At 69.3% G+C, this 26,154-nt stretch carries 27 protein-coding genes and 1 tRNA gene; 21 read left to right on the top strand and 7 right to left on the bottom strand.

Annotation, left to right across the window (positions count from 1 at the left end; genetic code table 11):
- The first annotated feature begins 8 nt into the window (after positions 1-8).
- From HFP15_RS10980 to HFP15_RS10990, 3 genes are read left to right on the top strand one after another with little or no spacing between them, the layout of a single operon-like run.
- Positions 9-932, top strand: coding sequence for an ABC transporter substrate-binding protein (locus HFP15_RS10980; RefSeq protein ID WP_312871532.1), 924 nt, complete (start codon positions 9-11; stop codon positions 930-932).
- Positions 933-935: 3 nt separating this feature from the next.
- Positions 936-1,865 carry an amino acid ABC transporter permease gene (locus tag HFP15_RS10985; RefSeq protein ID WP_168514292.1) on the top strand — a complete coding sequence of 310 codons (930 nt, stop codon included), beginning with the start codon at positions 936-938 and terminating at the stop codon, positions 1,863-1,865.
- Positions 1,862-2,635, top strand: a complete 774-nt coding sequence (locus HFP15_RS10990) for an amino acid ABC transporter ATP-binding protein (protein ID WP_168514294.1) — start codon at positions 1,862-1,864, stop codon at positions 2,633-2,635. Before HFP15_RS10985 ends, HFP15_RS10990 begins: the two co-directional genes overlap by 4 nt.
- On the opposite strand, the gene HFP15_RS10995 is transcribed toward HFP15_RS10990, so the two are convergent.
- The gene (locus HFP15_RS10995; protein WP_168514296.1) at positions 2,619-3,629 is read right to left on the bottom strand and encodes a hypothetical protein; all 1,011 of its coding nucleotides are present in this window, start codon (positions 3,627-3,629) and stop codon (positions 2,619-2,621) included. The genes HFP15_RS10990 and HFP15_RS10995 overlap by 17 nt on opposite strands.
- Positions 3,630-3,735: 106 nt before the next feature.
- Between HFP15_RS10995 and HFP15_RS11000 the strand changes: the two genes are divergently transcribed.
- Positions 3,736-6,075, top strand: a complete 2,340-nt coding sequence (locus HFP15_RS11000; protein ID WP_168514298.1) for an oxidoreductase — start codon at positions 3,736-3,738, stop codon at positions 6,073-6,075.
- 250 nt (positions 6,076-6,325) lie between these two features.
- Here the strand turns inward: HFP15_RS11000 and HFP15_RS11005 are convergent.
- Positions 6,326-6,398, bottom strand: a tRNA-Gly gene (locus HFP15_RS11005).
- Positions 6,399-6,584: 186 nt separating this feature from the next.
- Here HFP15_RS11005 and HFP15_RS11010 point away from each other — a divergent pair.
- The 3 genes from HFP15_RS11010 to HFP15_RS11020 all read left to right on the top strand — a co-directional run bounded on the left by HFP15_RS11010 (position 6,585) and on the right by HFP15_RS11020 (position 9,494).
- Entirely contained in the window at positions 6,585-8,102 is a 1,518-nt protein-coding gene (locus HFP15_RS11010) for a sigma-70 family RNA polymerase sigma factor (RefSeq protein ID WP_168514300.1), read from the top strand.
- 95 nt (positions 8,103-8,197) lie between these two features.
- Positions 8,198-8,638: a DUF983 domain-containing protein gene (locus tag HFP15_RS11015; RefSeq protein WP_168514302.1), complete on the top strand. Its 441-nt coding sequence runs from the start codon at positions 8,198-8,200 to the stop codon at positions 8,636-8,638.
- 4 nt (positions 8,639-8,642) lie between these two features.
- On the top strand, positions 8,643-9,494 hold the full coding sequence (locus HFP15_RS11020) for an Fpg/Nei family DNA glycosylase (protein WP_168514304.1): 852 nt from the start codon (positions 8,643-8,645) through the stop codon (positions 9,492-9,494).
- On the opposite strand, the gene HFP15_RS11025 is transcribed toward HFP15_RS11020, so the two are convergent.
- On the bottom strand, positions 9,487-10,395 hold the full coding sequence (locus tag HFP15_RS11025) for a serine hydrolase domain-containing protein (protein WP_312871533.1): 909 nt from the start codon (positions 10,393-10,395) through the stop codon (positions 9,487-9,489). The two genes, HFP15_RS11020 and HFP15_RS11025, sit on opposite strands and share 8 nt — an antisense overlap.
- A 142-nt stretch (positions 10,396-10,537) precedes the next feature.
- Between HFP15_RS11025 and HFP15_RS11030 the strand changes: the two genes are divergently transcribed.
- The 9 genes from HFP15_RS11030 to HFP15_RS11070 all read left to right on the top strand — a co-directional run bounded on the left by HFP15_RS11030 (position 10,538) and on the right by HFP15_RS11070 (position 19,425).
- Positions 10,538-11,812: a histidine kinase gene (locus HFP15_RS11030; protein ID WP_168514547.1), complete on the top strand. Its 1,275-nt coding sequence runs from the start codon at positions 10,538-10,540 to the stop codon at positions 11,810-11,812.
- A gap of 9 nt (positions 11,813-11,821) precedes the next feature.
- Complete coding sequence (locus HFP15_RS11035) at positions 11,822-12,673, top strand: S49 family peptidase (protein WP_168514306.1); 852 nt, start codon at positions 11,822-11,824, stop codon at positions 12,671-12,673.
- A 48-nt stretch (positions 12,674-12,721) separates the two neighbouring features.
- Complete coding sequence (locus HFP15_RS11040) at positions 12,722-13,543, top strand: LytR/AlgR family response regulator transcription factor (RefSeq protein ID WP_168514308.1); 822 nt, start codon at positions 12,722-12,724, stop codon at positions 13,541-13,543.
- Positions 13,540-14,043, top strand: coding sequence for a hypothetical protein (locus HFP15_RS11045; protein ID WP_168514310.1), 504 nt, complete (start codon positions 13,540-13,542; stop codon positions 14,041-14,043). The genes HFP15_RS11040 and HFP15_RS11045 overlap by 4 nt, the downstream gene beginning before the upstream one ends.
- A 47-nt stretch (positions 14,044-14,090) precedes the next feature.
- Entirely contained in the window at positions 14,091-15,878 is a 1,788-nt protein-coding gene (locus HFP15_RS11050; RefSeq protein ID WP_168514312.1) for a sodium/solute symporter, read from the top strand.
- A gap of 235 nt (positions 15,879-16,113) precedes the next feature.
- The gene (locus tag HFP15_RS11055; RefSeq protein ID WP_168514314.1) at positions 16,114-16,464 is read left to right on the top strand and encodes a DUF485 domain-containing protein; all 351 of its coding nucleotides are present in this window, start codon (positions 16,114-16,116) and stop codon (positions 16,462-16,464) included.
- Entirely contained in the window at positions 16,461-18,077 is a 1,617-nt protein-coding gene (locus tag HFP15_RS11060; protein ID WP_168514316.1) for a monocarboxylic acid transporter, read from the top strand. The genes HFP15_RS11055 and HFP15_RS11060 overlap by 4 nt, the downstream gene beginning before the upstream one ends.
- Before the next feature lie 91 nt (positions 18,078-18,168).
- Positions 18,169-18,510 carry a rhodanese-like domain-containing protein gene (locus tag HFP15_RS11065; protein ID WP_168514318.1) on the top strand — a complete coding sequence of 114 codons (342 nt, stop codon included), beginning with the start codon at positions 18,169-18,171 and terminating at the stop codon, positions 18,508-18,510.
- Between the two features lie 33 nt (positions 18,511-18,543).
- Complete coding sequence (locus tag HFP15_RS11070) at positions 18,544-19,425, top strand: DUF4328 domain-containing protein (protein WP_168514320.1); 882 nt, start codon at positions 18,544-18,546, stop codon at positions 19,423-19,425.
- Here HFP15_RS11070 and HFP15_RS11075 read toward each other — a convergent pair.
- Complete coding sequence (locus HFP15_RS11075) at positions 19,417-20,565, bottom strand: cytochrome P450 (protein WP_168514322.1); 1,149 nt, start codon at positions 20,563-20,565, stop codon at positions 19,417-19,419. The genes HFP15_RS11070 and HFP15_RS11075 overlap by 9 nt on opposite strands.
- A gap of 45 nt (positions 20,566-20,610) precedes the next feature.
- Here HFP15_RS11075 and HFP15_RS11080 point away from each other — a divergent pair, with 45 nt between their 5' ends.
- From HFP15_RS11080 to HFP15_RS11095, 4 genes are all read left to right on the top strand, one after another.
- Positions 20,611-21,471, top strand: a complete 861-nt coding sequence (locus tag HFP15_RS11080) for a DUF5926 family protein (RefSeq protein ID WP_168514324.1) — start codon at positions 20,611-20,613, stop codon at positions 21,469-21,471.
- Positions 21,468-21,809: a DUF952 domain-containing protein gene (locus HFP15_RS11085; RefSeq protein WP_168514326.1), complete on the top strand. Its 342-nt coding sequence runs from the start codon at positions 21,468-21,470 to the stop codon at positions 21,807-21,809. Before HFP15_RS11080 ends, HFP15_RS11085 begins: the two co-directional genes overlap by 4 nt.
- Positions 21,810-21,998: 189 nt before the next feature.
- Positions 21,999-22,493 carry a SigE family RNA polymerase sigma factor gene (locus tag HFP15_RS11090; protein ID WP_168514328.1) on the top strand — a complete coding sequence of 165 codons (495 nt, stop codon included), beginning with the start codon at positions 21,999-22,001 and terminating at the stop codon, positions 22,491-22,493.
- Positions 22,490-23,317 carry a hypothetical protein gene (locus HFP15_RS11095; RefSeq protein WP_168514331.1) on the top strand — a complete coding sequence of 276 codons (828 nt, stop codon included), beginning with the start codon at positions 22,490-22,492 and terminating at the stop codon, positions 23,315-23,317. The genes HFP15_RS11090 and HFP15_RS11095 overlap by 4 nt, the downstream gene beginning before the upstream one ends.
- Positions 23,318-23,383: 66 nt before the next feature.
- On the opposite strand, the gene HFP15_RS11100 is transcribed toward HFP15_RS11095, so the two are convergent.
- Genes HFP15_RS11100 through HFP15_RS11110 form a run of 3 tightly spaced genes read right to left on the bottom strand, consistent with a single transcriptional unit; the run spans position 23,384 to position 24,854 of the window.
- Positions 23,384-23,932, bottom strand: coding sequence for a ferritin (locus HFP15_RS11100; protein WP_168514548.1), 549 nt, complete (start codon positions 23,930-23,932; stop codon positions 23,384-23,386).
- A 17-nt stretch (positions 23,933-23,949) separates the two neighbouring features.
- Positions 23,950-24,546 carry a hypothetical protein gene (locus HFP15_RS11105; protein WP_210717034.1) on the bottom strand — a complete coding sequence of 199 codons (597 nt, stop codon included), beginning with the start codon at positions 24,544-24,546 and terminating at the stop codon, positions 23,950-23,952.
- Positions 24,543-24,854: a PadR family transcriptional regulator gene (locus HFP15_RS11110; protein WP_168514333.1), complete on the bottom strand. Its 312-nt coding sequence runs from the start codon at positions 24,852-24,854 to the stop codon at positions 24,543-24,545. The genes HFP15_RS11105 and HFP15_RS11110 overlap by 4 nt, the downstream gene beginning before the upstream one ends.
- Before the next feature lie 49 nt (positions 24,855-24,903).
- Here HFP15_RS11110 and HFP15_RS11115 point away from each other — a divergent pair, with 49 nt between their 5' ends.
- Positions 24,904-26,136, top strand: a complete 1,233-nt coding sequence (locus tag HFP15_RS11115) for an alpha/beta hydrolase (RefSeq protein ID WP_246271590.1) — start codon at positions 24,904-24,906, stop codon at positions 26,134-26,136.
- Positions 26,137-26,154 lie beyond the last annotated feature (18 nt).

The following is a 26,154-nucleotide window of genomic DNA, read 5'->3' on the forward strand; positions in this document are numbered from 1 at the left end:
TGACGAACGTGGCGCGTGCAACACACATCAAGGCGCTTGCCCTGCTTCCGGCCTTCGCGCTGGCGGGCCTGTCGGTGGCCTGTGGCGCGGGTGGCAACGGCTCGGGCGGCAGCCAGCCCAGCAGCAGCGCCGCCCCCGAGGTGCCTTCCGTGAGCAAGGACGCGAAACTGGCGGCCATGGTGCCGCCGGCGATCGCCGCCGACGGCAAGATCGTCGTTGGGCAGGACCAGAGCTACGCGCCCAACGAATTCGTCGATTCCAGCGGCAAGGTCACCGGGTTCGACGTGGACCTCGGCAACGCGATCGGGCAGAAGCTCGGCCTGCAGATGGAGTACCAGAACGCCGCCTTCTCGGGCATTCTCGCCGGTCTCGGCTCCGGCCAGTACGAGCTGGCGATGTCGTCGTTCTCGGTCAACCCCGAGCGCCTGCAGACCGTCGACATGGTCACCTACTACTCGGCGGGCACGTCGCTGGCCGTGCCGAAGGGCAACCCGGACAAGATCAGCCTCGACGACCTGTGCGGCAAGAACGTCGCCGTGCAGCAGGGCACGGTGCAGGTGGACGATCTGACCGCGAAGTCGGCGGACTGCACCAAGGCGGGCAAGCCGGCCATCAACATGCAGCAGTTCCAGCAGCAGACCGACGTGAACCTGCAGGTCCAGACCAAGCGCAGCCAGGCGATGCTGGCCGACTCGCCGGTCGTGGACTACGCGATCAAGCAGACCAACGGCGCCGTCGAAACCGTCGGCCAGCCCTACGACACCGCCCCGTACGGCATCGCGCTGAAGAAGGGCCAGGGCACCTACGCGCAGGCCGTCCAGGGAGCGGTGCAGGCGCTGATCGACGACGGGACCTACGCCAAGATCCTCGCCAAGTGGGGTCTGTCCACCTCGGGCGCGATCGCCAAGGCGGAAATCAACCCGGCCAGCTGATCCATGACCGAGACACAGCACCAGACCCGCGCCGAGGAGATCAAGGCGGTTCCGGTCCGGCACTACGGCCGCTGGGTCGCCGGGGTCGTCATCACCTTCGTCGCGGTACTCGTGATCCGCAGCGTGATCACGAACTCGAACATGCAGTGGGGCGTGGTCGGCGACTACCTGTTCGACGACCGCGTCCTGCGCGGCCTGCAGAACACGCTCATCCTCACCGTGATCTCCATGGTGATCGGCGTGGTCGGCGGCATCCTGCTCGCGGTGATGCGGATGTCGCCGAACCCGCTGGCCTCGGGTGCGGCGGGTGTCTACATCTGGCTGTTCCGCGGCACCCCGCTGATCACGCAGCTGGTGTTCTGGAACTTCCTCGCGCTGTTCTACCCACGGCTGGGCCTCGGCATCCCGTTCGGGCCCGAGTTCGTCGCCGCCGACACCAACAGCCTGATCTCGCCGTTCACCGCGGCGCTGCTCGGGCTGGGGCTCAACGAGGCCGCGTACATGGCGGAGATCGTGCGCGGCGGCATCCTGTCGGTGGACGCCGGGCAGCTCGAAGCGGCCAGCGCGCTCGGCATGTCACGCACGAAGACGTTGCGGCGCATCGTGTTGCCGCAGGCGATGCGCGTGATCATCCCGCCGACCGGCAACGAGACCATCGCGATGCTCAAGACCACGTCGCTGGTGGTCGTCATCGGTTACTTCGAGCTGATGACCTCGGTGCAGCAGATCTACGCACAGAACTACCGGATCGCGCCGCTGCTGATCGTCGCGGTGCTGTGGTACCTGTTCATGACCTCGGTGCTGACGTTGATCCAGATGCAGATCGAGAAACGGTTCGCGCGCGGCACTTCGCGGGCTGCGGCGGAGCGCACGACGTGGGCGAGCCGGATGCTCGGTTTCCGGTTCGGTAAGGGGGGAGGTGCGACGCGGTGACTCCCATCGTTCAGGCGCAAGGGATCCACAAGAGTTTCGGCCGACTCGAAGTGCTCAAGGGCATCGATTTCGAGGTCAACGAACGTGAGGTCGCGTGCCTCATCGGCCCGTCCGGTTCCGGCAAGTCGACGCTGCTGCGGTGCATCAACCACCTGGAGAAGATCAACGCCGGGCGGCTGTACGTGGACGGTCAGCTGGTCGGCTACCGGCAGCGTGGCGACAAGCTGTACGAGATGCGCGACCGGGAGATCGCGGTGCAGCGCAAGGACATCGGCATGGTGTTCCAGAGGTTCAACCTGTTCCCGCACATGACGGCGCTGGAGAACGTCATGGAGGCGCCGGTGCAGGTGCGCCGCGAAAGCAGGACCGCGGCGCGGGAGTGGGCACGCGAGCTGCTGGACCGGGTCGGCTTGGCGGACAAGGAGAAGTCCTATCCGGCCCAGCTTTCCGGCGGGCAGCAGCAGCGGGTGGCGATCGCGCGGGCACTGGCGATGCGGCCGAAGCTGATGCTGTTCGACGAGCCGACCTCGGCGCTGGACCCGGAACTGGTCGGTGAGGTGCTCGGGGTGATGCGCCGGCTGGCCGCGGACGGCATGACGATGATCGTGGTCACGCACGAGATGCAGTTCGCGCGTGAGGTCGCGGACAAGGTCGCGTTCATGGACGACGGGGTCGTCGTCGAGGAGGGCAGGCCGGACCAGGTCATCGTCGAGCCGAGGCATGAGCGCACGCGCGAGTTCCTGGCGCGAGTGCTCAATCCGAACGCCTGACCGTGTAGGTGGACGGCGCGACGCGCACGAGTTTCGAGGTGGCGTTGAGCGCGTTGCGCAGACCCTCACGCGTGATGGCCTTGTCGAGGCGGGCCCTGATCTCGTCCAGATGCAAGGGCCTGCCTTCGGCTTCGATGAGCCGGACCGCGTTCTCGGTGCTCGATCCGCCCGGGCCGGAGTAGGGCTCGACGTTCCAGCTCGCGAGCGCGAACGTGCTCGGCGCGACCCGCACGAACCGCGCGTCGGCGTTGAGCCGGTTGTACAGCGGGCCCCTGCTGTAGCGGCGTTCGAGCCTTCGCAGGATCTCGTCCAGATGCAGCGGCGTTCCCGACGCGGCGAGCAGTTCGGCGACGGAGTCGGTGGCCGTCGGGCCCCTGGTGGTCCGCTTTCCCGCCGACATCCGGTCGAACGCGCGGTGCAGGCTGCGGCGCGGCTGATGCAGTTCGGGCTCGGTGGCGCGGTAGCCGCAGTGCCACAGCCACCGGACGAGCTCGTCGTCGGTCAGCCTGAACCCGTGCGCGGCCAGCGTTTCGGCGGGGGCGGTCGCGGTGAGCGACTCGGCGAGCCCGCCGATCGCCTCGCGTGTGGTGGCCACCGCGGTCGCGAGGTCCGGCACCGCGGCCCAGCCGTGGTCGACCTCGAACACGCCGCCGAAGCGGGCCAGCACCCGCCAGGCCGCGACGTTCGGCGAGATGACCGGATGCTCCAGCGCTGGACAGGTCGCCAGCAGCCGTTCCAGCGGCATCACCGGGGCGATCAGCTCGCGCAGCTTCGCGCACCATTGCCCGAGCGGGCCCCCGCTGTCGATGACGTGCCGCACGTTCGCCTCGAACTCGGCCTCGATCTCGTGCCGCTGCTCCGGCGCGGCGGGAAGGTACTGGCCGAACCACCGGTAGGCGTCGTCCTCGTCGGCCCACAGCTTCCGCCGCAAGGTGGCCAGCTCACCGTAAGTCACCGCATCGGTGACCCCTCTCAGCTCCGCGAGGGCCTCCATACCTACCGACGATAACCGCGTTAATCCTGCTGTTCAGCGGAACTGCACGTCCGGAGTAACCGTCTTACTAAGGTTGGCGGCGTCGGTGACAACGAGAGGACGGCGAATGGCGGGACCGGTCGAGCGTGAACTGCCCCCACTCGACCCCTTCGCCGGGGTACCGGACGCCCGCTACCACCTCGCGGCGAGCGAACTGCTCAAGCCGTTGCTGGAGCCGGGCGGCGGTGGGCTGCTGCGGCTGCGCCGCTCCTCCGGGAACGCGCCGATCGTGCCGGTCGAGAACGTCTACATCACCGGCACGCTCGATCTGCGTGGCGCGGACCTCGACTGCCTGTTCCGGTTCGAGAACTGCCGCTTCGAGTACCCGCCGGACGTGCGCGAGGCGAAACTGCTCGGCCTGGTGTTCCGGCGCTGCTACCTGCCCGGGCTGAAGGCGCGGAATCTGCGCAGCCGCAACGACGTGCGGCTCATCCGCAGCGTGGTCCAGCCCTTCCCCGGCGGCACCGAGGACGGCGAGACCGCAGTGCAGCGCGGCGACACGAGGGAACGCGGTGTGCCGGACGCGGCGATCAACCTGACCGACGCCGTGATCGAGGGCTCGATCGTGTTGACACGCACCAGAATCGCCTCGACGCACGGCCGTGCGCTGCAGGCCGACCGGCTGATCACCAGCGGGGCGTTCCTCGCCTACCGGCTCACCGCGGACGGGCAGGTGCGGCTGCCCGGCATGCGCACCGGTGGCAACGTGAACTTCTCCGGGGCCACGCTGAACAACCCGACGGGTTTCTCGCTGGACTGCAACGGCGTGCACATCGGCGGCAGCCTGCTGTGCGAGGTCGACACCTATGGCGGCGTCACGCAGCGGCAGGCGTTCACCTCACGCGGGATCCTGCACCTGCCCAGCGCCCGCGTCGACGGCGACATCGTGTTCCGCGGCGCCGATCTGGCCAGTCCGCAGGGCGGTCCGATCGCGGTGGACGCGTGGGACTCCAGCGATCCCTACGTCGATCCGTGGCCCGCCCTGGTCGCCGACCGGCTGCGCGTGGACGGCAACCTGGAACTGTCCGACGGGCTGTCCGCCACCGGCACCCTGCGCATGATCAACGCCAGGATCGGCGGCACGCTGCGGCTCGCGCGGGCGCGCGTGAAGGTCAAGCGCGGCAAGCTGGAGCCCTACTACGACCGTGCGGTGCACCTCGACGGCTCCGAGATCAGCGGGGATCTGGAGGCCACCGGCCTGCGCGTACCCGTCGGTCAGGTTCGGATGGCCGACGTCAAGGTCGGTGGGAACGTGCTGGCCGCGCGGGTGCATCTGCAGCACGGCGGTCGCGACGTGCTCTCCGCCCGCCGGATGAAGGTCGCCGGGAATCTGCAACTGTCCGACGCCACCGTGGAAGGAACGCTGCGGCTGCAGGGTGCCGAGGTCGGCGGGAGCATCGAGCTCTACGGCACCGACGTGGTCGCGCCGACGGTGCGCGCGCAGACCAGTTATTCGGTGGACCTGCGCACGGTGCGCGTCGGCCGCAACATCAGCCTCACCGCCTCCGCGGACCGGCCGTTCCGCGCGGTCGGCGGCGCGAACCTCGACGGCGCGACGGCGGCGCGGCGCGTCGATCTGAGCAACGCGATCCTCGAGTCGCTGCCCGGCCACGACATCGCGCTCGACGCGAGCGATCTGGGCGCCGACGAACTGCTGCTCACGCCCGGCCCGGTGCCGCGCGGCCGGATCCTGCTGCGGCACGCGCACTGCCGCACACTCGACGACAACAACGCTTTCTGGGCCAGCGAGGGCGGCATCGAGCTGGAGGATTTCCGCTACGACGTGCTGCACCGGCCGATCGGGATGAAGAACGACCGGGCGGTGGACCAGCGCATCGAACAGCTGCGCACGGCGATGGACGGCTACCGGCCCGGCCCGTACGACCAGCTCGCGACCATGTTGCGCAGCAGCGGAAACGAGGAGCACGCGGACACGGTGCTGTTCCGCAAGCAGCAGTACCGCTATGAAGCGCTGGCTCAGGGCTATCGCGTGTTCGGGCCCGGCGTGCGGTTGTGGAGTTGGTTGCAGCGCTGGATGGTCGGCTACGGCTACCGGCCGGCGCGGGCGCTCGGCTGGCTGATCGGCCTGCTCGTGGTGGGCACGCTGTATTTCGGGCTCGGCACCGACTCGTGCGTCAACGCGGTGTTCCCGCCGGATTCGAACCAGTACTTCATGGTGCGTGGCGACCGGTGCACGGTGGACCAGCAGGAGACCGGGCTGGAGTGGAACCCGTTCTGGTACACGGCGGATCTGCTCGTGCCCATCGTGGACTTCGGCAACAAGGGCCACTGGTACATGCACGGTCTGGACAAGTGGGTCAGCGACGGGTTCATCGCGATGGGGTGGGTCTTCGCGACGACGGTCGCCGCGGGCGCAGGCCGGATGATCCGCCGGGACGCCAGGTGACGGCCGGTGCGCGGCACCGGCCGGAGATGCCGGTCTCGGTGACGCCGGTGATCTTCTGCCGTCCGGCCGCCGGCCCGCAACAACTCACCAAAGCGACCACAGGATTTCGCGAAGGCGCCCCAGCGCCAGAGCGACCGGGGGTCCAGGGGGGCGGAGCCCCACCTGGCGGGGGGTTTGGGGGTCCGACCCCCAAAAACAACGGCGAGTATCCCGGTCCACGCTTTCCGTGGGCATGGTTGGCCCAGATACGAGCGGATGACGGGATTCGAACCCGCGACCCTCACCTTGGCAAGGTGATGCGCTACCAGCTGCGCTACATCCGCAAGCCCCGGTTCACCGGGACGATGCACACTCTATACCCTGCCCTTCGGGCGCGTGACAGGCACCCATACGGAGGTAACCTCGTCACTCCCGGAGTACAAGGGGTGACGGCAAGCGTTTCGCTCCGTATGGTGGCTCCATTCAACCGAACGGGTTAGTCCCGCCCCGGGGAGGAGGTGCCTAGCCGGATGACGGAAGAAGCGACGGTGCCGGAGCAGCGGACGGTATCGGCGGATGAGCAGGTGCTTCTGCGGCGCCTCCGAGCGGGCGAAGACAAGGCGTTCAGCGAGCTTTTCGAGCTGCACGCGGCCGCCGTACGCAGGCTCGCCCGCGGTATCGCCAACGACGCTTCCGAGGCGGAGGACATCACCGCCGAGACCTTCTTTCGCGTTCTGCAGGCACTGCGCCGCGGCTCCGGTCCTCGCGACCACGTGCGCGCCTACCTACTGACCGTCGCGCGGCGCGTGTCCTGGGAGTGGCACGGTGCCCGGCGGGACGTTCCGGTCACCGACGACGAGTTGACCGTGCGCGCGGGCGCCGGTGCGGACGCGCATGCCCGCACAGCGGAGCACAGCCTGATCGCGACGGCTTTCACGAGTCTGCCCGAGCGCTGGCGTTCGGTGTTGTGGCAGACCGAGGTCGAGGGTGAGCAGCCCGCGGTGGTGGCGCCGCATTTCGGCCTTTCCGCCAACGCGACGGCTGCGCTGGCCCGCCGTGCCCGGCAGGGTTTGCGCGCGGCTTATCTGCAGGCGCATCTGGCGATGAACCGCACTTCCGACGTCAGCTGCCGCGGCGTGATCGAGAAGCTGGGTGGCTACACGGCGGGCAGCGTGACCGGGTCGGAGGCGGCCCGGATCCGTACCCATCTGCGGGGGTGCTCGTCCTGCCAGTCGATGCACGACGAGCTGACCGACGTGTGCTCCTCGCTGCGTTCGCACGCCGGCGTGCTGGCGTTCCTGGTGCCCGCGACGGCGACGGCTGTGGGTGCCGGCGCCACGTCGGGTTCGGGCACGCTGGCCGCGGTCAAGGGCGTACTGCTGTCGAAGCTCAAGATCGGCATCGCGGTCGCCTCCACCGCAGCGGCCGGCGTGGTCGGTGCGACGGTCGGGCCCGCGTTGCTCAATCCCGATCACACGCAGGCGATCAACCTGCCGCAGGGCGGTATCGAGCTGCAGATCTCGCCGATGGAGCCGTCGCTGATCAGCCCGCCGCCCGGTGACGTCGTCGCGCCCGACGAGGCGACGCTGAACTACCCGGGCCCGGCCGACACGACGCCGTGGCGCGGTGGGCTGCCCGGCGGATCGGGTAATGCCAACGGTGCTCCCGTTGCCCCGCCCGCCCCGCCGCCCGCGCCTCAGACCGATCAGCCGCAGGGCCAGAGCCAGGGCCAGGGCCGGGCGGACGCGCCCGACACGGGTGGTTCGTCGTCGGTGAATCCGCGTGTCGACACCGGCAGCAGCGACAGCCAGCCGACGTACATGACGAAGTCGGACAACGGCAACCACGGTTCGAAGAGCCAGGGCAAGTCGCGTTCGGATCAGCAGGCCAGCGATCAGGCGCACAACAACGCGAACCCGAACAGCGCGCTGTTCCGCTGGTTCTTCTCGACGCCGACCACGAACCAGAGTACGAACAGCGGCACGACCAGCGATACGACCAGCGATACGACGACGCCGGCCACGTCCACGTCCTCTTCATCCGGTTAGTTCGATCTTGGCCCGGACCTCGCGCTGCGCCGCCCGGCCACGCTACCGTTGACCACGCTCACGAACGATCGGGCGTGCCTCGGGAGGCCACACAGATGAACCGGCTGGTGCAGGGCGGTGACGGCCGGGAATGGGTCGTCAGGGCGCAGATGGAGTGGCGCCGTCCGGTCACGGCTGAGAACTTCGAGCACGACGTCGCGGGCAGCCACACCCCGGGCATCGCGATGCTGGCGGTCACCGTGCTGCTCGCGATTATCCTGGTGGCCTGGCTACCCGACGGGGTCGTGGTGCCGCCCTGGGTCATCTGGGGCCTGTTGCTGATCGCGTTGTTCTTCCCGCTGCGCTGGGTGCTCAACCGCCCGTGGACGGTCGTCGCGGAAACCGAGGGCGACGTGGTGAGCGACCGGCCGCCCGAGCGCTGGGTCGGCATCGTGTCCGGGATGTTCAAGGTGCGCAACGAGGTCTCGAAGCTCGTCAAGACCATTCACCGCGAATCGCTGCCGGACTTCGACGGCCCCCTGCATCCGATGGAGTGAACCTGTGCCGGAGCTACCGGAGGTCGAGGCGCTGGCCCACCACCTGCGCGAGCACGCGGTGGGCCGCACGGTGACCCGTGTCGACGTGGCGTCGCTGTCGGTGCTCAAGACCGTGCGCCCGCGGTGGACGGAGTTGCACGGCCGCGAGGTCACCGCCGCGGGCAGGCACGGCAAGCATCTCGATCTCGACTGCGGCGGCATTCACCTGGTCATCCACCTCGCGCGGGCGGGCTGGCTGCGCTGGTCGGACTCGCTCTCGCCGGCCCCGCCGAAACCGGGCAAGGGCCCGTTGGCGTTGCGCGTGCACCTCGGCGGGCCCGGATTCGATCTCACCGAGGCGGGCACGAAGAAGGGGCTCGCGGTGTGGATCGTGCACGATCCCAACGAGGTGCCGAGCATCGCGCGGCTGGGCCCCGACGCGTTGGAGGTCGACCGCGCGAAGCTGGGCGAGTTGTTCGCGGGCCGCACCGAGCGGCTGAAGACGGCGCTGACCGACCAGTCGCTGATCGCCGGGATCGGCAACGCCTACTCCGACGAGATCATGCACGTGGCGAAGCTGTCGCCGTACGCCACGCCGGGCAAGCTCTCCGGCGAGGCGCTGGACCGGCTCGCCGCGGCCATGCACGAGGTGCTCACCGGTGCGGTGGAGCGTTCGGTCGGCCAGGACGCGGCCCGGCTGAAGGGGGAGAAGCGCTCGGGGCTGCGGGTGCACGCGCGCACGGGCCTGCCCTGCCCGGTCTGCGGCGACACGGTGCGCGAGATTTCCTTCGCCGACAAGTCTTTCCAGTACTGCCCGACGTGCCAGACCGGCGGTAAACCGCTCGCCGACCGCCGGATGTCGCGGCTGCTCAAGTAGTCCCGCAGAACGTCGTCATCAGCACCGGGATCGGGCCGGCCGGCCACGGCTGTTCGCCGCGCAGTTCCGCACCGAGGTCGTAGGCGGTCAGCACGGTCACGAGCTGCCGCTCGCCGCTGGTGAAGGACAGGCTGTAGTAGCCCGGACCCGCACCCGTGTTGCCCCACAGTTCGCGGTCGCCGCCGGGGCACGGGAGCGTGAGCCGTTCGACGCCGAGCCCGTAGGCCTGCCGCTCGTTGACCGGCACCGCGGCCAGCGGTTCCCGTTGCTGTGCCGGGGCGAGCAGCTCACCGTCGAAGAGTGCGCGGTGGAACTTCGCCAGATCGTCCACAGTGGACACCATGGCGCCCGCCGTCCAGTCGTAGGACGGGCTGAACACCGACAGGTCCTGTCCGGTGCGGTCGTAACCGTGCAAGTGCGGGCCGCGCAGATACGGGTCCGTGACGGGAAAGTAGGTGTCGCGAAGACCGAGCGGGGTGAGGATCCGGCGGTCGATCTCGGCGACCACACCGTTTCCGGTGGCGTCGTAGCCGGGGCCGCGCACCAGGCCCGGCAGCCACCGTTCGACGTCGTCGTCCAGCGACAGCACACCTTCGCCCGCGAGACGCAGCACGACGGTGGCCACGAAGGCCTTCGTGTTGCTCGCGATCCGGAACCGCTGCCAGTGCCGGGCGGGTTCGCCGGTCCGGGTGTCGGCGACCCCGGCGACGTAGCGCCGCACCCGCTGACCGTCCCGGACGTCAGCGACGGCGCCGGGAAAGCCTTGTGCGACAAGATCGTGCAGGGTCGCGTCGACCGGGTCGCGCGGGGTGGCGGCCGCGGGAACCGTCGCGGCGGCGAGCGCGGCGGCGGTCAGAACGACGAGGCACGTTCGGTAATGGCGTTTACGTCGCAACTTCACCCGTTCAGCCTCTAATCAGGACCGTCCACCCGTCGATGAGGCTGTCCACTCGCTTTCGGTAAGGTTGGCCCTACCCCTGGGTGTTGGTTGATACACAGAAAGTGCCCCCGAAGGCTTGCCACCGAACGGCCGAACGCAGAGCATTAACGCCGTGTCCGCCTTGCCGATCGAGCAGATCGTTCCCTGGAGTGTCGCAGGGCTGCTGCTGATCGCCGTCATCGTGCTGATCGCGCGCTCGCGCAAACCGAGCAGTTTCGTCGATGACGCCGTGCTCGAAGCCGTCTACCACATGTCGAAGGCCACCCCGGATCTGCGCGAGGGCTTCGACGAGGCCTCCGCCGACCGGATCACCTCCCAGCTGCTGGAGCTGCTCAAGTGTGTCGCGGTCGGGGTCACCGACCCCGAGGGCACGCTGAACTCCTGGGACGGCGAGGCCAACGACCACTACGTCGACCTCGAGCCCTCCGTCGGGCTGGCCATCCGCAAACACCGCCGTGAGGTGGTCGCGCACGACGACATTCCGTGCGACCACCGCGGCACCTGCAAGATGAAGACGGCCGTGATCGTGCCGCTCATCGTCGAGGGCGAGGTCGAGGCCGCGCTCATCGTCGTCGGGCGGACCAGGGGCAAGCGGCTCATCCAGATGGCCGACGCGGTCGCCCAGTTCGTCTGCACCCAGTTCGAACTGGCCCGCCTCGACGAGCAGAAACTGCAGTTGCAGCAGGCCGAGATCAAGGCACTGCGCGCGCAGATCTCGCCGCACTTCATCTACAACGCGCTCAACACGATCTCCTCGCTGATCCGCACCGACCCCGAGGAGGCGCGCGAACTGCTGCAGGAGTTCGCCGACTTCACCCGCTACTCGTTCCGCACGTCCGGCATGTTCACCTCGCTCGCCGACGAACTGCGCAACATCGACCGCTACCTGACCATCGAACGCGCCCGCTTCGGCGGCAGGCTCGAGGTGCGGCTCAAGATCGCGCCCGAGGTGCTGTCGGTCGTGGTGCCGTTCCTGATCATCCAGCCGCTCGTGGAGAACGCCGTCCAGCACGGCCTCGCCAACAAGCCCAGCGGCGGCATGGTCACGGTCACCGCGCAGGACTACGGCACCGAGGCGCTGATCAGCGTCGAGGACGACGGTATCGGCATGGACCCGGCGCGGCTGTCGGACCTGCGCAACTCGCACCGCACCGGCGCGCACGTCGGGCTCGGCAACATCAACGCGCGGATGCGGCAGCTGTTCGGCGACGAGTACGCGCTGATGGTGGAGACCGCGCCGGGCGCCGGCATGAAGGTGACCCTGCGGGTGCCGAAGTTCGCTCCCGGCGTACGCACCGAACTGCCCGACTACACCGCCAACGTGCCGCCGCAGCAGTCCCGCAACGGCTCGCCTGCGCACGCGCGAAAAGGTACGTAATCTCGCGGCATGACCAGCCTGACCGACAAGGTGACCAGCAGAATTCCCCGCATCGGCGACCGCGGCGACCGCACCGACGTCGTCGCCGTGGTCAAACTGCACGGCGTCATCACCCCGACCCCGTCGCCGCTGGCCCGCGGCACGATCAACCTCGCCGCCGTCGAAACGGCGCTGACCAGGGCCTTCGACCACGACCGGCTCAAGGCCGTCGCGCTGTTGATCAACTCGCCGGGCGGGGCGCCGACCCAGTCCGGGCTCGTCGCGGAACGCATCCGCCAGCTTGCGGCGAAGAAGCCCGCGGTGCCGGTGCTCGCGTTCTGCGAGGACGTCGCCGCGTCCGGCGGCTACTGGCTGGCCTGCGCCGCCGACGAGATCTACGCGCACCGCACCTCGCTGGTCGGCTCCATCGGCGTGATCAGCGGCGGGTTCGGCTTCACCGGTCTGCTGGAGCGCTTCGGCATCGAACGGCGCCTGCACACCGCCGGCGAGAACAAGTCCAGGTTGGACCCGTTCAGCCCGGAAAAGCCCGAAGACGTCGAATGGCTCAAGAAGATGCACACCCAGCTGCACGAGCTGTTCGTGGACTGGGTCAAGCAGCGGCGCGGCGGCAAGCTGTCGGAGTCGGAGAACCTGTTCAGCGGTGACGTGTGGCTCGGCGGCAAGGCCGTCGAACTGGGCCTGGTCGACGGGGTCGGCAACCTGCGCGAGGTGATCGCGGAACGCTTTCCCAGTGCGGAAATCACCGTCGCAGAGCCGAAAAAGCCGTTGCTGGCCAGGCTCGGCCTCGGCGCGCCCGCTGCCGCGAGCGCGATGCTGGACGCCGTCGCGCACCGTGCCGCGTGGTCCCGGTTCGGGCTGTAACGCGATCGCCCATGCGCGGTATGGACATCCCGACGGACAGTGGGGAGGATGCGAGTCACTGTGAGTGCGCAAACTGAAACTCGACGACTCGTCGTGCTGGCGGTCGACGACGAACCACACGGGCTCGACCTGCTGGTGGAGAGTCTCCAGAACAACCCCCACATAGGCCGGGTCTTCACCGCGGTCGACGCTTCGGAGGCGCTGCGGCTGCTCGCGTCCGACGACAGCGAGCTGGCGTCGCGCAAGGCGCAGGGGCTGCCCACGATCGACGCGGTGTTCGCGGACCTGCAGATGCCGGGCCTGTCCGGGATGGAGATGGCCCGCGTGTTCTCCGCGCTCAGTCCCGCCCCGGTGCTGGTGTTCGTGACCGGGCACGCGCACGAGGCGGTCAACGCGTTCGACCTCGGCGCCGTCGACTACCTGCTCAAACCGTGCAACCAGAGCAGGCTCGACCGTGCCGTGGAGCGAGTGCTGGAGAAGCTGCGCACCACGGCGGCGCCCGCGGGCGCCGCCCCGGAGCAGGCGAAGCCGGACGACGACGAGGTGATCCCGGTCGAGCTGGCCGGGACCACGAAGCTGGTGCCGCGCTCCACCGTGCGCTGGGTCGAGGCGCAGGGCGACTACGCGCGGCTGTTCACCACCGACGGCAACAGTCACCTGGTGCGGATCCCGTTGACCCAGCTCGAAGAGCGCTGGGCCGGTGCGGGTTTCGTGCGCATCCACCGCTCGTTCCTGGTCGCGCTGAACCTGATCACCGAACTGCGCATGGGGCAGGGCGGCTACCAGGTGGTGATCGGCAACGAGGACAAGCTGCTGCCGGTGTCGCGGCGGCACACCCGTGAACTCAAAGACCGACTGACCGGACGATGAACGACGACGTCTACCGCCGGGTCGACGGGGTACGGGAACCGGATCCCACCCTCGGCAAGGGGTACGTCCCGCACGAGCCCGCGAAGGTCGAGCGGGTGCCGCCGGCACCGGACGAGCACGCGGCCGAACCGGCGGCGAAACCGCCGAAACGGCAGCGCGTGGTGCTGGCCGACCCGCGCACGAAGTCGACGCCGATGCTGCGTGCCCGCGTCGAACTCGAGGAGCAGACGAGCTGGGGCACCGCGCTCATCAACGACCTGGTCAAACACCAGTTCCGCACCGGTATCGGACTGGCGGCGCTGGTGCTGGTCCTGCTCGGCGGCCTGCCGCTGGCGTTCTACCTCGCCCCGGGGTTCGCGGCGGTGCGCGTCATCGGCGTGCCGCTGGCCTGGCTGCTGCTGGGCGTGTTGCCGTTCCCGTTGCTCCTGCTGGTGGGTCTGGCGTACAACCGTCTGGCCGAGCGCCACGAACGCGACTTCGTCGACATGATCGAGAGTTGAAGGGCGGCACGGGAACTATTCGCGCACGGTCCTGAGACAATCCCGGAGTGCAGTTGAGCCCGTGGACGTTGACCGGCGTGGTGCTGGTCGCCGCGGTGACCTTTTACCTGGGTCGTCGCTCGTCCCGGTTCGCCAATTCCACGCATGACTTCCTCGTCGCGCGGCGCACCGTGCGCTCCCGTCGCAACGCCGCCGCCATCTCCGGCGAGTACCTCTCCGCGGCGTCGTTCCTCGGCGTCGCCGGGATCGTGCTCAAGGACGGCGCCGACGGCCTGTGGTACCCGATCGGGTTCACCGGCGGCTATCTCGCGATGATGCTGTTCGTCGCCGCGCCGCTGCGCCGGTCCGGTGCCTACACGCTGCCGGACTTCCTCGAGGCACGGCTCGGTTCGGTGGCGCTGCGCCGCTGCGCGACCTGGTTCGTGGTGGTCGTCGGCATCCTCTACCTGGTGCCTCAGTTGCAGGGTGCGGGCCTGGCGCTGAAAACCGTGCTGCCCGCCGCGCCGCCGGTGATCGGCGCCGCGGTCGTGACCGTGATCGTGGTGGCCAACGTGCTCGGCGGCGGCATGCGCGCGATCACGCTGGTGCAGGCCTTCCAGTACTGGCTCAAACTGTTCGCGATCGCCGTTCCCGCGTTCGTGCTGTGCGCGGTTTTCGTGACCGGCAATCCGGCCGCTTCCGCCGGTGCGCTCGGTTCGCCGGCGCCGCCGATGTTTCCCCAGCAGACCACTGTGGACATTCAGACGGACGTGCGGCTGCACGTCGACGAGGTGACGCCGGTCGGCGTGCGCGAACCGGGTTCGGACACCGACCGCACCGTGGTCTGGGCGGGCAGCGCGACCGAGCAGGTCGCGGCGGGCACGAAACTCACGTTCCCGGCCGGCACCCAGGTCCCGACCGTCAGCGACGCGGTGTCGGCCAACTCGGACTGGCTCAGCCCCGGCAAGGGGCTCACCGATCTGCTGCAGACCTACTCGCTGCTCATCGCGACCTTTCTGGGCACGATGGGCCTGCCGCACGTACTGGTGCGCTTCTACACCAACCCCGACGGCAAGGCGGCCCGCCGCACCGCCGTGCACGTGCTGCTGCTGCTCGGGCTGTTCTACCTCTTCCCGACGCTGCTCGGGGCGATGTCGCGGATGTACGTGCCGCAGCTGCTGGTCACCGGCCAGACCGACGCCGCGGTGCTGGCCTTGCCGCACGCGATGGTGCCGGGGTTGATCGGCCAGGTGCTCACGGCGGTCGTGATGGCGGGCGCGTTCGCGGCGTTTCTGTCCACGTCGTCGGGGCTGCTGGTGAGCGTGGCCGGGGTGGTCTCGACCGACGTGTTCGGCCGCGGCCGGGTGAGCGACTTCCGCTGGGCCAGCCTGGTCGTCGGCGTGCTCGCACTGGCGTTCGCGGTGCTCATGCGGCCGACCGATCTGTCGTTGAGCGTCGGGATGTCCTTCGCCCTCGCCGCTTCGGTGTTCTCGCCGGTGCTGGTGCTCGGCATCTGGTGGCGCGGGCTGACCTGGCCGGGTGCGATGGCGGGGATGATCGTCGGGGGCGTGCTGGTCATCGGCGCGCTCGCCACGAACACCGCCAGTCGCTACACGGGTGGCTGGGCGCCGTGGCTGGCCGACCAGCCCGCGCTGGTGACCGTGCCCGTCGCGTTCGCCGTGACGGTGCTGGTCAGCCTCGCCACCCCCGCCGGACGGCCGGTGGACGTCAACTCGGTGATGCTGCGCCTGCACGCGCCCGATCCACTGGGTTTCATGCGCGATCGCGCGGTGGCCAGGTTCGGCCAGATCGACACGAGCAAACAACGCGCAGGCCGCGGCCGGCACCGTAAGTAACACTTCCGGCACTTTACGTATCGCTCACCCATTTGGCGGTTCCTTTACCTGGATTTCAAGCGATCTTGGGATCCGAGGTGACAAAAACGGCAATAACGGCATCTCGTACGAAATTTCTTCACGCACTGCGTGTAGTCACCACCCAAAAGTATTAACAACGCAAAGGCTTATTAAGGGCAAGATCTACCCGTCTTGGGCAGGCCGAGACATCGAGCATGGATAGGGAGGTCGTCCCGTGAGCACGACAGACGAAAGCGTCGAAGAAGGGACCGGCCCGCACGGCGAATGGCGGACCGTGCAGGAGAGTGCGAAGTTCGCGCGGTTGCGCAGAAGGCTGCGCGTCTTCGTGTTCCCGATGACGGTCCTGTTCCTCGTGTGGTACCTGGTCTACGTCCTGCTGGCCGACTACGCGAAGGGCTTCATGTCGACCAAGCTGGCGGGCAACTTCAACGTCGGCCTGCTCATCGGCCTCCTCCAGTTCGTGACCACGTTCCTGATCACGTGGGCCTACGTCCGCTACGCCAACCGCAAGCTCGACCCGATCGCCGACAAGATCCGCGCGGAAGTCGAAGGAGACGACCAGTGAGGCACCTGGCCGCCGGCGTCGAGGGCGGCAACCCGACGCTCAACATCATCATCTTCGCGGCTTTCGTGGTGATCACCCTGGTGATCGTGTTCTGGGCGAGCCGCAACACCAGGACGGCGTCGGACTACTACGCCGCCGGGCGCGCGTTCACCGGTCCGCAGAACGGGATCGCGATCTCGGGCGACTACCTGTCCGCGGCCTCGTTCCTCGGCATAGCCGGCGCCATCGCGGTCAACGGCTACGACGGGTTCCTGTACTCGATCGGCTTCCTCGTCGCGTGGCTCGTCGCGCTGCTGCTCATCGCGGAACTGCTGCGCAACACCGGCAAGTTCACGATGGGCGACGTGCTGGCGTTCCGGATGAAACAACGTCCGGTGCGGGCCGCCGCCGCGGTCTCGACCCTGGCCGTGTCGTTCTTCTACCTGCTCGCGCAGATGACCGGTGCCGGTGGTCTGGTCAACCTGCTGCTGGGGGTCAGCGGCGAGGTCGGCCAGGACGTGGTCATCGCCGTCGTCGGCGTGATCATGGTGCTGTACGTGCTGATCGGCGGGATGAAGGGCACCACGTGGGTGCAGATCATCAAGGCGGTGCTGCTCATCATCGGCGCGCTCGCGATGACGTTGTGGGTGCTCGGCAAGTACGGCTTCAACTTCTCCAGCCTGCTGCAGGGTGCGGTGGACCGGGCAGGCGGCGGCGCCAAGGGCGATGCGCTGCTCGGACCGGGCAAGCAGTACGGCAAGAGCGGCACCACCAAGCTCGACTTCCTGTCACTGGCGATCGCGCTCGTGCTCGGCACCGCGGGCCTGCCGCACGTGCTGATGCGCTTCTACACCGTGCCGACCGCACGGGAAGCGCGGAAGTCGGTGGTGTGGGCGATCGCCCTGATCGGCATCTTCTACCTGTTCACGCTGGTGCTCGGCTACGGCGCGGGCGCGCTGGTCGGGCCGGAGACGATCAGCAAGGCACCCGGCACGACGAACTCGGCGGCCCCGCTGCTCGCGCTCGAACTCGGTGGCCCGGTGCTGCTCGGGTTCATCGCCGCCGTCGCGTTCGCGACGATCCTCGCCGTGGTCGCCGGGCTCACGATCACCGCGTCCGCGTCGTTCGCGCACGACGTGTACGCCAACGTGATCAAGAAGGGCAAGGTCGACAGCAAGAACGCGGAGGTGCGGGTCGCCAGGATCACCGCGCTCGTGATCGGCGCGCTGGCCATCGTCGGCGGCATCCTCGCCAAGAGCCAGAACGTCGCGTTCCTGGTCGCGCTGGCGTTCGCGGTCGCGGCCTCGGCGAACCTGCCGACGCTGCTGTACTCGTTGTTCTGGAAGCGGTTCAACACGACCGGCGCGCTGTTCTCGATGTACGGCGGTCTGCTCGTCTGCATCGTGCTCATCATCTTCAGCCCGGCGGTCTCGGGCTCGTCGAGCGCGATGATCAAGGGCGCGGACTTCGCCTGGTTCCCGCTGCAGAACCCGGGCCTGGTGTCGATCCCGGCCTCGTTCCTGCTCGGCTGGCTCGGCACGATCTCCTCGAAGGAGCGGACGGCGGAGAAGTACGCGGAGATGGAGGTCAGGGCACTGACCGGGGCCCACGCCGAGAAGGCCTCCGCGCACTGAAAAGCAGCAGGTCGAAGGGCGCCGCCACGATCGTGGCGGCGCCCTTCACTGCGTATCCACGGCGCGAAATGGCAGGATGGCGGACGTGGATATGGGTGGAGTGCCTACGGCCTCGGTGTCCGACCTGCCCGCGGAGGGGCTGACGCTGATCGATGTGCGTGAGCACGACGAATGGGACGCGGGCCACGCGCCCGACGCCGTGCACATCCCGCTGGGCGAGCTGCCCGCGCGCGTCGAGGAGCTGGCGAAGCTGTCCGACGACAACCCGCTGTACGTCGTCTGCCGCACCGGCGGGCGCTCCGCACGCGCGACGGCCTGGCTCAACGCGAGCGGCTGGGACGCGGTCAACGTGGCGGGCGGCATGAAGTCCTGGCACACCGAAGGCCGTTCCGTCGTGGCCGAACGACCCGGCGCGGAACCGGAAATCCTCTAAGTGCAGCCCGGCCGGTACAACTTCCGTCCCCGCGTGCGGTGGGTCGCCGCACCGCCGCCGGGCGTGTCCGGCCCCCGGCCCGTGCGGCCGCCCGAGCGCTACACCGGCCCGCCCGCGTACCCGGCGCCGCCGCGCTGGGGTTTCCCGAACCTGACCTGGCGGCCGCCGACGACCGTGCCGGGCACGCCGTCGAGCTTGCCCACGCCGGTCGAGCGGATGCGGATGCTGTCCCGCAACGCGGTCACGATCCTGTGGTTCCTGGTCGGCCTGTCCGCGGTGGCGGCGGTCGCGGAGTTCTGGCGCTACGCGCTGCTGGTGATCAGCCGGACCTCGGCGCTGGACACCGACGTGGTGATGATGTCGGACGCGCTGGAGGTCATCGCCTCGCTGCTCAGCGTCGTGTTCGGGCTGATGGCGGTCGGCTCCGTGGTGTGGTGGTTGTTGATCGCGAGGCAGGCCGCTGCCGCGGAGTCCGGCCAGGAGCCGGCGCGGGCGTCGTGGCAGGTGGTCGTCGGCGTGCTGGTGCCGGTCCTGAACCTGGCGATGGCGGGCTCGATCCTCGCCGAGGTCGAGCACGCGGTCCTGCGCCGCCCCGCCGATCGCCGGCCCCGGCCGTCGCGGCTGGTGCTGGCCTGGTGGGCCGCCTGGGCGCTCAACGAGGTGCTGATGATCCTCGTCATCGTGTGGCGGTTCCGGGACGGCGTGCAGGCGCAAGCGGACGGGGTGCTGCTGAGCGGATGGCTGAACGTTTCGGCCGCGGTGCTGGCGGGACTGACCGCGGTCGTGGTGCACCGGCTGACGACACTGCTGGCACCCGTTTCGCTCGACCGGTTGCGGCTGCGCCGGGTGGTCGCGGTCAAGGGTGCTCCGGAATTCACGGGCAGGCCGCCGCGCCCGGCGAGCGCCTCACGCTGAAACCGGCAGCGTCCGCAGCCCCCGGATGACGAACTCGGGCCGTCGTTCGGGCTCCCCGGTCAGATGCAATCCCGGCATCCGCGCGGTGAGCGCACGCAACGCCGCGGCGATCTCGATGCGGGCCAGCGGCGCGCCGACGCAGTAGTGGATCCCGGCGCCGAAGCCGATGTGCGGATTGGGGGAGCGGCCGACGTCGAGCACGTCGGGCCGGTCGAAGACCTCCGGGTCCCGCGCGGCGGCGCCGAGCAGCGCGGCGATCTTTTCGCCTTCGCGCACGGGAAATCCCGCGATCTCGACGTCCTCGGTGGCGGTGCGCTCGAACAGCTGGAGCGGCGAGTCGAACCGGATGAGCTCCTCGACGGCGGGTTCGACGACAGCGGGTTCGTCGAGCAGCCGCCGCCACTGGTCCGGATGCCGCAGCAGCGCCCGGACACCGTTGCCGATGACGTTGACCGTGGCCTCGTGCCCGGCCATCAGCAGCAGCACGGCGGTCGCGACCACCTCGTCGCCGGTCAGTTCGGCGGAGACGAGATCGCTCACGAGGTCCTCGCGGGGGGTGCGGCGGCGGGATTCGGCGATGTCGGCCAGATAGCCGGAGAACTCGCTCGCGGCCTGTTCGGCGGCCTTGCGGGCCGCGGGCGGCAGGCCGTACTCGTACATCTTCACGATCGCGTTCGACCACGGCACCAGCCGTGAGCGATCGGCCTCGGGAATGTCGAGCAGTTCCGCGATCACCGCGACGGGCAACGGCTGGGCGAGGTGCTCGAGCAGGTCGCCGCCGCCGGAAAGCCGCTCGACCATGCCGTCCGCGAGCGCCGCCACCGTCGGCCGGAGGCGTTCGACGTGCCCGCGGTTGAACGCACCGGAGATGACACGGCGGAGCCGGGTGTGTGCGGGAGGCTCGTTCTCCAGCAAGGAATTCCGGTGCAGCATGTTGAACGATACGAACTGTTCCGCCGGCTGCGCGTCGTGCCAGGTCCGGCCGAGCCCGCGATGCCGGAGCACGGCCGAGGCCGCGGCGTGCGACACCGCGACCGCGAGCCCCAGCCCGTCGTGCCGGTGCACTTCGCCGGCGGCGCGCAATTCGGCGAACCGGGGATAGGGGTCGGCGAGGAAATCCGGATCGGCGGGATCGAACACCCCTGCGACCCTAGCGTGACCTCCGGTTCGGTAGCGTCTGTCCGCATGGGCAAGGCCTCGCGTAAGAAGAACAAGCCGCCGAAGGTGCGGGAGAAGTTCGTGGCGCAGCCGTTCGAAGGGCTCGCCGCCGAACCCGAGCTGATCGCGCTGCGCGAGTTCGTCCCGTCGGCCACCGCGAAACTGTCGCTTGTGGACGGTGACCGCGACGTCACGCTCGCCACCGTGCTGCCGATGGCCGCCGCCGCGTTCGTTCGCACCGACGGCGAGGTGTTCCTCGGCCTGCAGGTGCAGACCCGCTCCTCCGACATCAGCCGCGACCTCGGCCGCGCGCTGCGCTGGGCCCTCGACGCCAAGCCCGGCGACGTGCTCTCGGTTCCGGACACCACCTCCCCGTCCACCGAGGGTGAGCGTCTGCAGGACCTCCTCGTCGCCGACGCCGAACTCGACGTCACGATGCACGAGAACTTCGACTGGTGGCTGCCCGAGGACACCGAGCCGGGCAGCGACGTGAAGCTGTCGCTGGAACGCGCCAACGAGGCGATCATGCCCACCGAACGCCTCGGCCCCGGTTCGTACTGGGTGCTCGCCGGCGAGAAGGCACACCTGCGCTGGGTGCGACCCGAACCGGAGAACGCCCTGCTGCAAGCGCTTGCGCGGCTGTCGGCGGCCGGTCAGCTCGGGCTCGGCGAGGGCTCCCGCTACGCCGGTTCGTTCCGTGCGCACGGGCTGCTCGTGCCGGTCTGGGACCTCGACACCGAGGCCCACGCCCGCGAGTGGGAAGAGCCCGCCAAGCAGCTCGGCGCCCGCCTCGACGAGGCGCTCGCGTCGCTGGAGGACACCCCGCTGGACGCCGGCGAACGGCGTGCCCGCGACGGCCTGATCGGGCGCCAGCTCACCCTGCGGTGATCCTGCACATCTGCGCGGAGGCGGACTGGACGGGCGCCGAGTATCGCGCCCCGTCCCTCGCCGAGGCCGGGTTCATCCACTGTTCCGATCCCGGTACCACCCACCTGCCCGCGAACGCGCTCTACCGCGGCCGCGGTGATCTCGTGCTGCTGGAGATCGACCCGTCCCGCCTCGACGTGCCCGTGCGCTGGGAGGAAGGCGACCCACCGCATCCGAGCGGCGTCTGGTTCCCGCACGTCTACGGCCCCATCCGGCCGGAGGCCGTCGTCGCGGTGCATCCCTTCCCACCCGGCCCCGATGGGGTGTTCCGGCTACCCGCCGCTGTCGCGAATCGGTAATCGAGTCAACTCCGCCCCCGGACAGGCGTCCCCAATACGGGTAGCCGGTCGAGACAACCTGGGGGAGCCGCGGTGCGTGGTGCATGCAGCGAAGGCGATGTGGCGGAAAGACGCGCGGAGGAGGGAGACGCTACGGTGACCACGACCGTTCCGGCCATTGCGACCTGGCCGGTTGGGAGGGGGTCGCCGATGGCAGGTGAGCTCGCGGACTTCGAGGACTTCGTCCGGGCGAGCCTGCCTGGGCTCCTGCGCTACGGCCACGCGCTCACCGGCAACCCGCACGACGCCGCCGACCTCGTCCAGTCCGTACTGGAGAAAATCGGCTCCCGCTGGACCCACGTGCAGCGCAAGACGGGTGACCCGCTGGCGTATATCCGCAGGTCGATGGCCAATGCGCACGTCAGCCGGTGGCGCCGGACGCGGCGCGAGACGCTGGTCGCCGACGTCCCCGAGGGCGGTTCGGTCAGCCCGCCCGACCCGTTCGAGCACGAGCCGTTGTGGCAGGCCTTACGGGAATTGCCGCCGAGGCAACGCGCCGTCATCGTGCTGCGTTACTACGAGGGACTGTCCGAACAGGAAATCGCACAGTCGCTCGGCATCAGCACGGGCACCGTGAAGAGCCAGGCCAGCAAGGCGATCGCCTCGCTGCGCGGCAAGATCACCGGAGGGAGGGAAGTGGGTTGACGCAGGACGACGACCTGGACCGCGAACTGCGCAGGTTGTTCGGCGACGATCGGCTGGACCTCTCCCCGCGCGAGGGTGTCGAGTCCGACATCCTCACCGGTGCACAGCGCATCCGGCGGCGCCGCACCGCGCTGACCGCCACCGGCGGTGCCCTCACCGCGTTGCTGCTCGTCGGCGGTGGGCTCGTCGTCTCCGATATGCGGTCGGGTCCCGAGCAGGCCGCCGCGCCCTCGCCCCAGACCCTGCTGAGCCTGTCCAGCTCACCGTCCACGATCGCGCCCGCGCCACAGGTCCCGCCCCCGGCCGTCCCGTCGAGTGACACGGCCACCGTCGGCGGCACGTCCGATTCGACGGCCCCGTCCACGTCCGGCCGCACCACCCGCACCCCGACGCCGTCGGCTACCACGACCCCGCGCGTGGAGTCGATCCCGCAGGCCACCGGCCCCGTGCTCGGCCCCAGCGGCTACGGCAAGCTGCAGCTGGGCATGACGTTCGAGAACGCCAAGGCGACCGGAATGCTCACCGGCACCGACACCGCGCCGCAGGGCTGCGCCGACTACAAGCTGGCCGAGGGGTCGGCGGCGCTGAACGACGTGCGGATCTCCTCGACCTACGGGATCGTCGGCTTCGACGCCACCGGCGCGCGCACCCCGGAGAAGATCAAGATCGGCTCGACGACCGACCAGCTCGAAGCGGCGTATCCGAACGCGTCGAGCAGCGGAAGCGGCTACAGCGCCGCATCGGGCAGCGGTGGCACCTACGTGTTCGGGGTCGACGGCAACAAGGTGGTCGGCCTGCAACTTGTCGGATCGGGCTCCTGCTAGGTCCGGCCGCATGAGAAAGCCCGGGCCGATCCAGGGGGACGGTCCGGGCTTCTCGTGGTCACGGGGTTACAGCTTGCCGCCGGCAACCGGAGGCATCGAGGGGTCCGCGTCCTCGGCGACCGACTCCCTCGCCAGGAAGTTCTCCACGTCGAACAGGTTGCCGTTCGCGCGGCGCACGACGTTCAGCAGCGTGGTCATCTGAGCGACCTCTTCGACCTGTTCCTTGAGGAACCACTGCATGAACTGTTCGCCCTGGTAGTCGTCCTCGTCCCGGGCGGCCCTCGCGAGCGTCTGGATGTCGGCGGAAACGCCCTTCTCCTGCTCCAGCGCCAGCTCGATGAGCTCGGTCACCTCGGAGAATTCATTGCGGATTTCCCCGGTCGCGGGAATTTCCACAGGGTGGTCGGTGTCCATCAGGTACTGCACGATCGCGAGGGCGTGATTGCGTTCCTCGACGGCCTGCTGGTAAAAGCGCTTGGCGAGCTGGGGAAGGTCCTCGTTGTCGAACCAAACCGCCACCGCGATGTATTGCTGGGATGCGTTGAACTCGTTCTGCACCTGCTGTTGCAGCAGCTCATAGAACTTGGATCGCGGTTCTCGCTTCTTCGTGGCCATGCCCTCAAGAATAAAGATCATCGATTCGGTTCTCCACCTGGGTCTGGTGATCTCCACCCTATTTGGGTAGCCTTACCAATACCTGTTGGGAATTGTTTCGGTAAGGCTTTCCTAATTAGTTCGCGGGGATCGCCGTGTGATACCGCGGCGGTCGAGGCCGGTGATGATCCGCTGTGCGCGATTAGGAACAGAATGCCGAACGCGAGGCCGGGTGCGATGAGAGTGCGGGCCGCCGCGGCCGCCAGGCGCCCGAGCGCGGCCCAGTGTGGCGGCGGCAATGGTGCGGCGAGCGCCACCCCGGCCAGGATCGGTGCGAGCCACGCGCTGGTGGCGGGACGGTCGACGCTCGCGGTGAGCACGTCGGAGCCTGCCGCGCGCACCAGCAGTGCGGCTGCGGTGGTGACCGCGACGAACGTGGTGGCCAGGACGCGGGTGGTCTGCCCGCTCGCGGTTTCCGGCCAGTCGCTGGGGTGCAGCCACAGTTTCGCGGCCCCGGCGGCTGTATCGAACCAGGCGCGAGGCCCGGCCAGTCGAGCCTCGCGCACGATCTCGCTGCCCCATCGCTCGCGGATCCCGGGCGGGTAGAGCCGCGGCAGAAGCGCGGGCACGTTCATGCCGGTGTGACCCCCAATGCGCGAAGCCCCGCCTGTGCGACCCGGGTCATCTGTTCCAGTTCCGCGCGCAAGGTCTCCCGCCCGGCCGCGGTGATGCGGACGGTGCGCTGCCTGTCCCGCGCGTCGGCGCGGCCCGTGACGGGTTCGATCAGGTGCCGTGCCTCGAGGCGGGCGAGCGCGCCGTACAGGCTGCCCGGGCCGAGCCGGGCCCCGGTCAGCTTCTCGATCGCGGTGTTGATCGCATACCCGTGCAGCGGGCCGCCCGCGAGCGCGGTGAGCACCAGCATCTGCGCGTCGTTGCTGTGCATGCGTCGAATAGTACGCGACTCGATGCTACGCGTCGCGTACTATTCCGGCATGGGTGAAGGCGCACAGGGTAAGCAGCAACGCCGGTGGCCGCGGTGGGTTCTCTGGATCGCGCTCACACTCGTTGTCGTACTCAGCGGTTACGTCGGCTACGTCGCGATCCGAGCCGCGCAGCCGGTCACGCTGCCCGCTCCGACCGGTCCCTACCAGGTCGGCCGAACCATCGTCGAATGGACCGACAGCACCCGTACCGATCCGCTTGCCCCGCAACCGGGTAAGCCGCGGGAGCTTTCGGTCTGGCTGTGGTATCCGGGTGTCCCCGCTCCCGGCGCGCAGCGCGCGCCCTACACCCCGGGCGCCTGGGCGGGACTGCATCTGAGCGGCCCGGCCAGGCTCGGCGAGACCGGCTTCACCGAGGTTCGCGGCCACTCGTTCGCCGACGTTCCGATCGCCACCGGCAGGTTCCCCGTCGTCGTGCTGGAACCAGGCATGGGCCTCGCCGCGCCGCAATACACCGCGCTCGCGGAAGACCTGGCCAGTCACGGCTACCTGGTCGCCGGCGTCACCCCCACCTACAGCGCGAACCTCACCGTCCTCAACGGACAGACCGTATCCGCCACGGAAGCCGGTAAACCGGCGGCGACCGACGCCGCGAACGAGCACGCGGGTCAGGCCCAGGCCGACGGTGACCGACTGGTCGGCGTCTGGGCGGACGATGCCCGATTCGCGGCCACGGAGGTCACGGCACTGAGCACCAGTGGCCGTTTCGCCGGGCACATCAACGCGGGCGCGATCGTCTATGCCGGTCATTCCTTCGGCGGCGCCGCAGCGTTGGAGGCGTGCCGCACCGACCCCCAATGCGCAGGCGCGGCCGACCTCGACGGCACCCAGTACGGCACGGTCGTCCATACCGGGCTTGCCAAACCGATGATGCTCATCGGCAGCCAGAACTCCTGTATCACCGGCACCTGCCAGCCGGCCGACGCCGGCGAACAGGCCGGCCAGGACTCCGCCCGGACCCTGCTGGCCGCCAGCACCGGGGGCGCCTGGTGCTACCAGATCACCGGAGCCGAGCACTTCAATTTCAGCGACTACGGCGGCTACTACCTCGCCGCACCGATCCGGTCTCAGGTCCCGCTCGGTCCCATCGACGGCACCGAAGCGCTCACCATCGCAGGCACCTACCTCGCCGCGTTCACCGACCACGTGACCCAGGGCCGTCCCGAACCGCTGCTGACCGGCCCCACACCCTATCCCCAGGTCCACGTCCAGCACACCGGCTGACCAGCACGGTGCGCACCA

The organism is Amycolatopsis acididurans, assembly GCF_012328925.1.
Taxonomy (GTDB): domain Bacteria; phylum Actinomycetota; class Actinomycetes; order Mycobacteriales; family Pseudonocardiaceae; genus Amycolatopsis_E; species Amycolatopsis_E acididurans.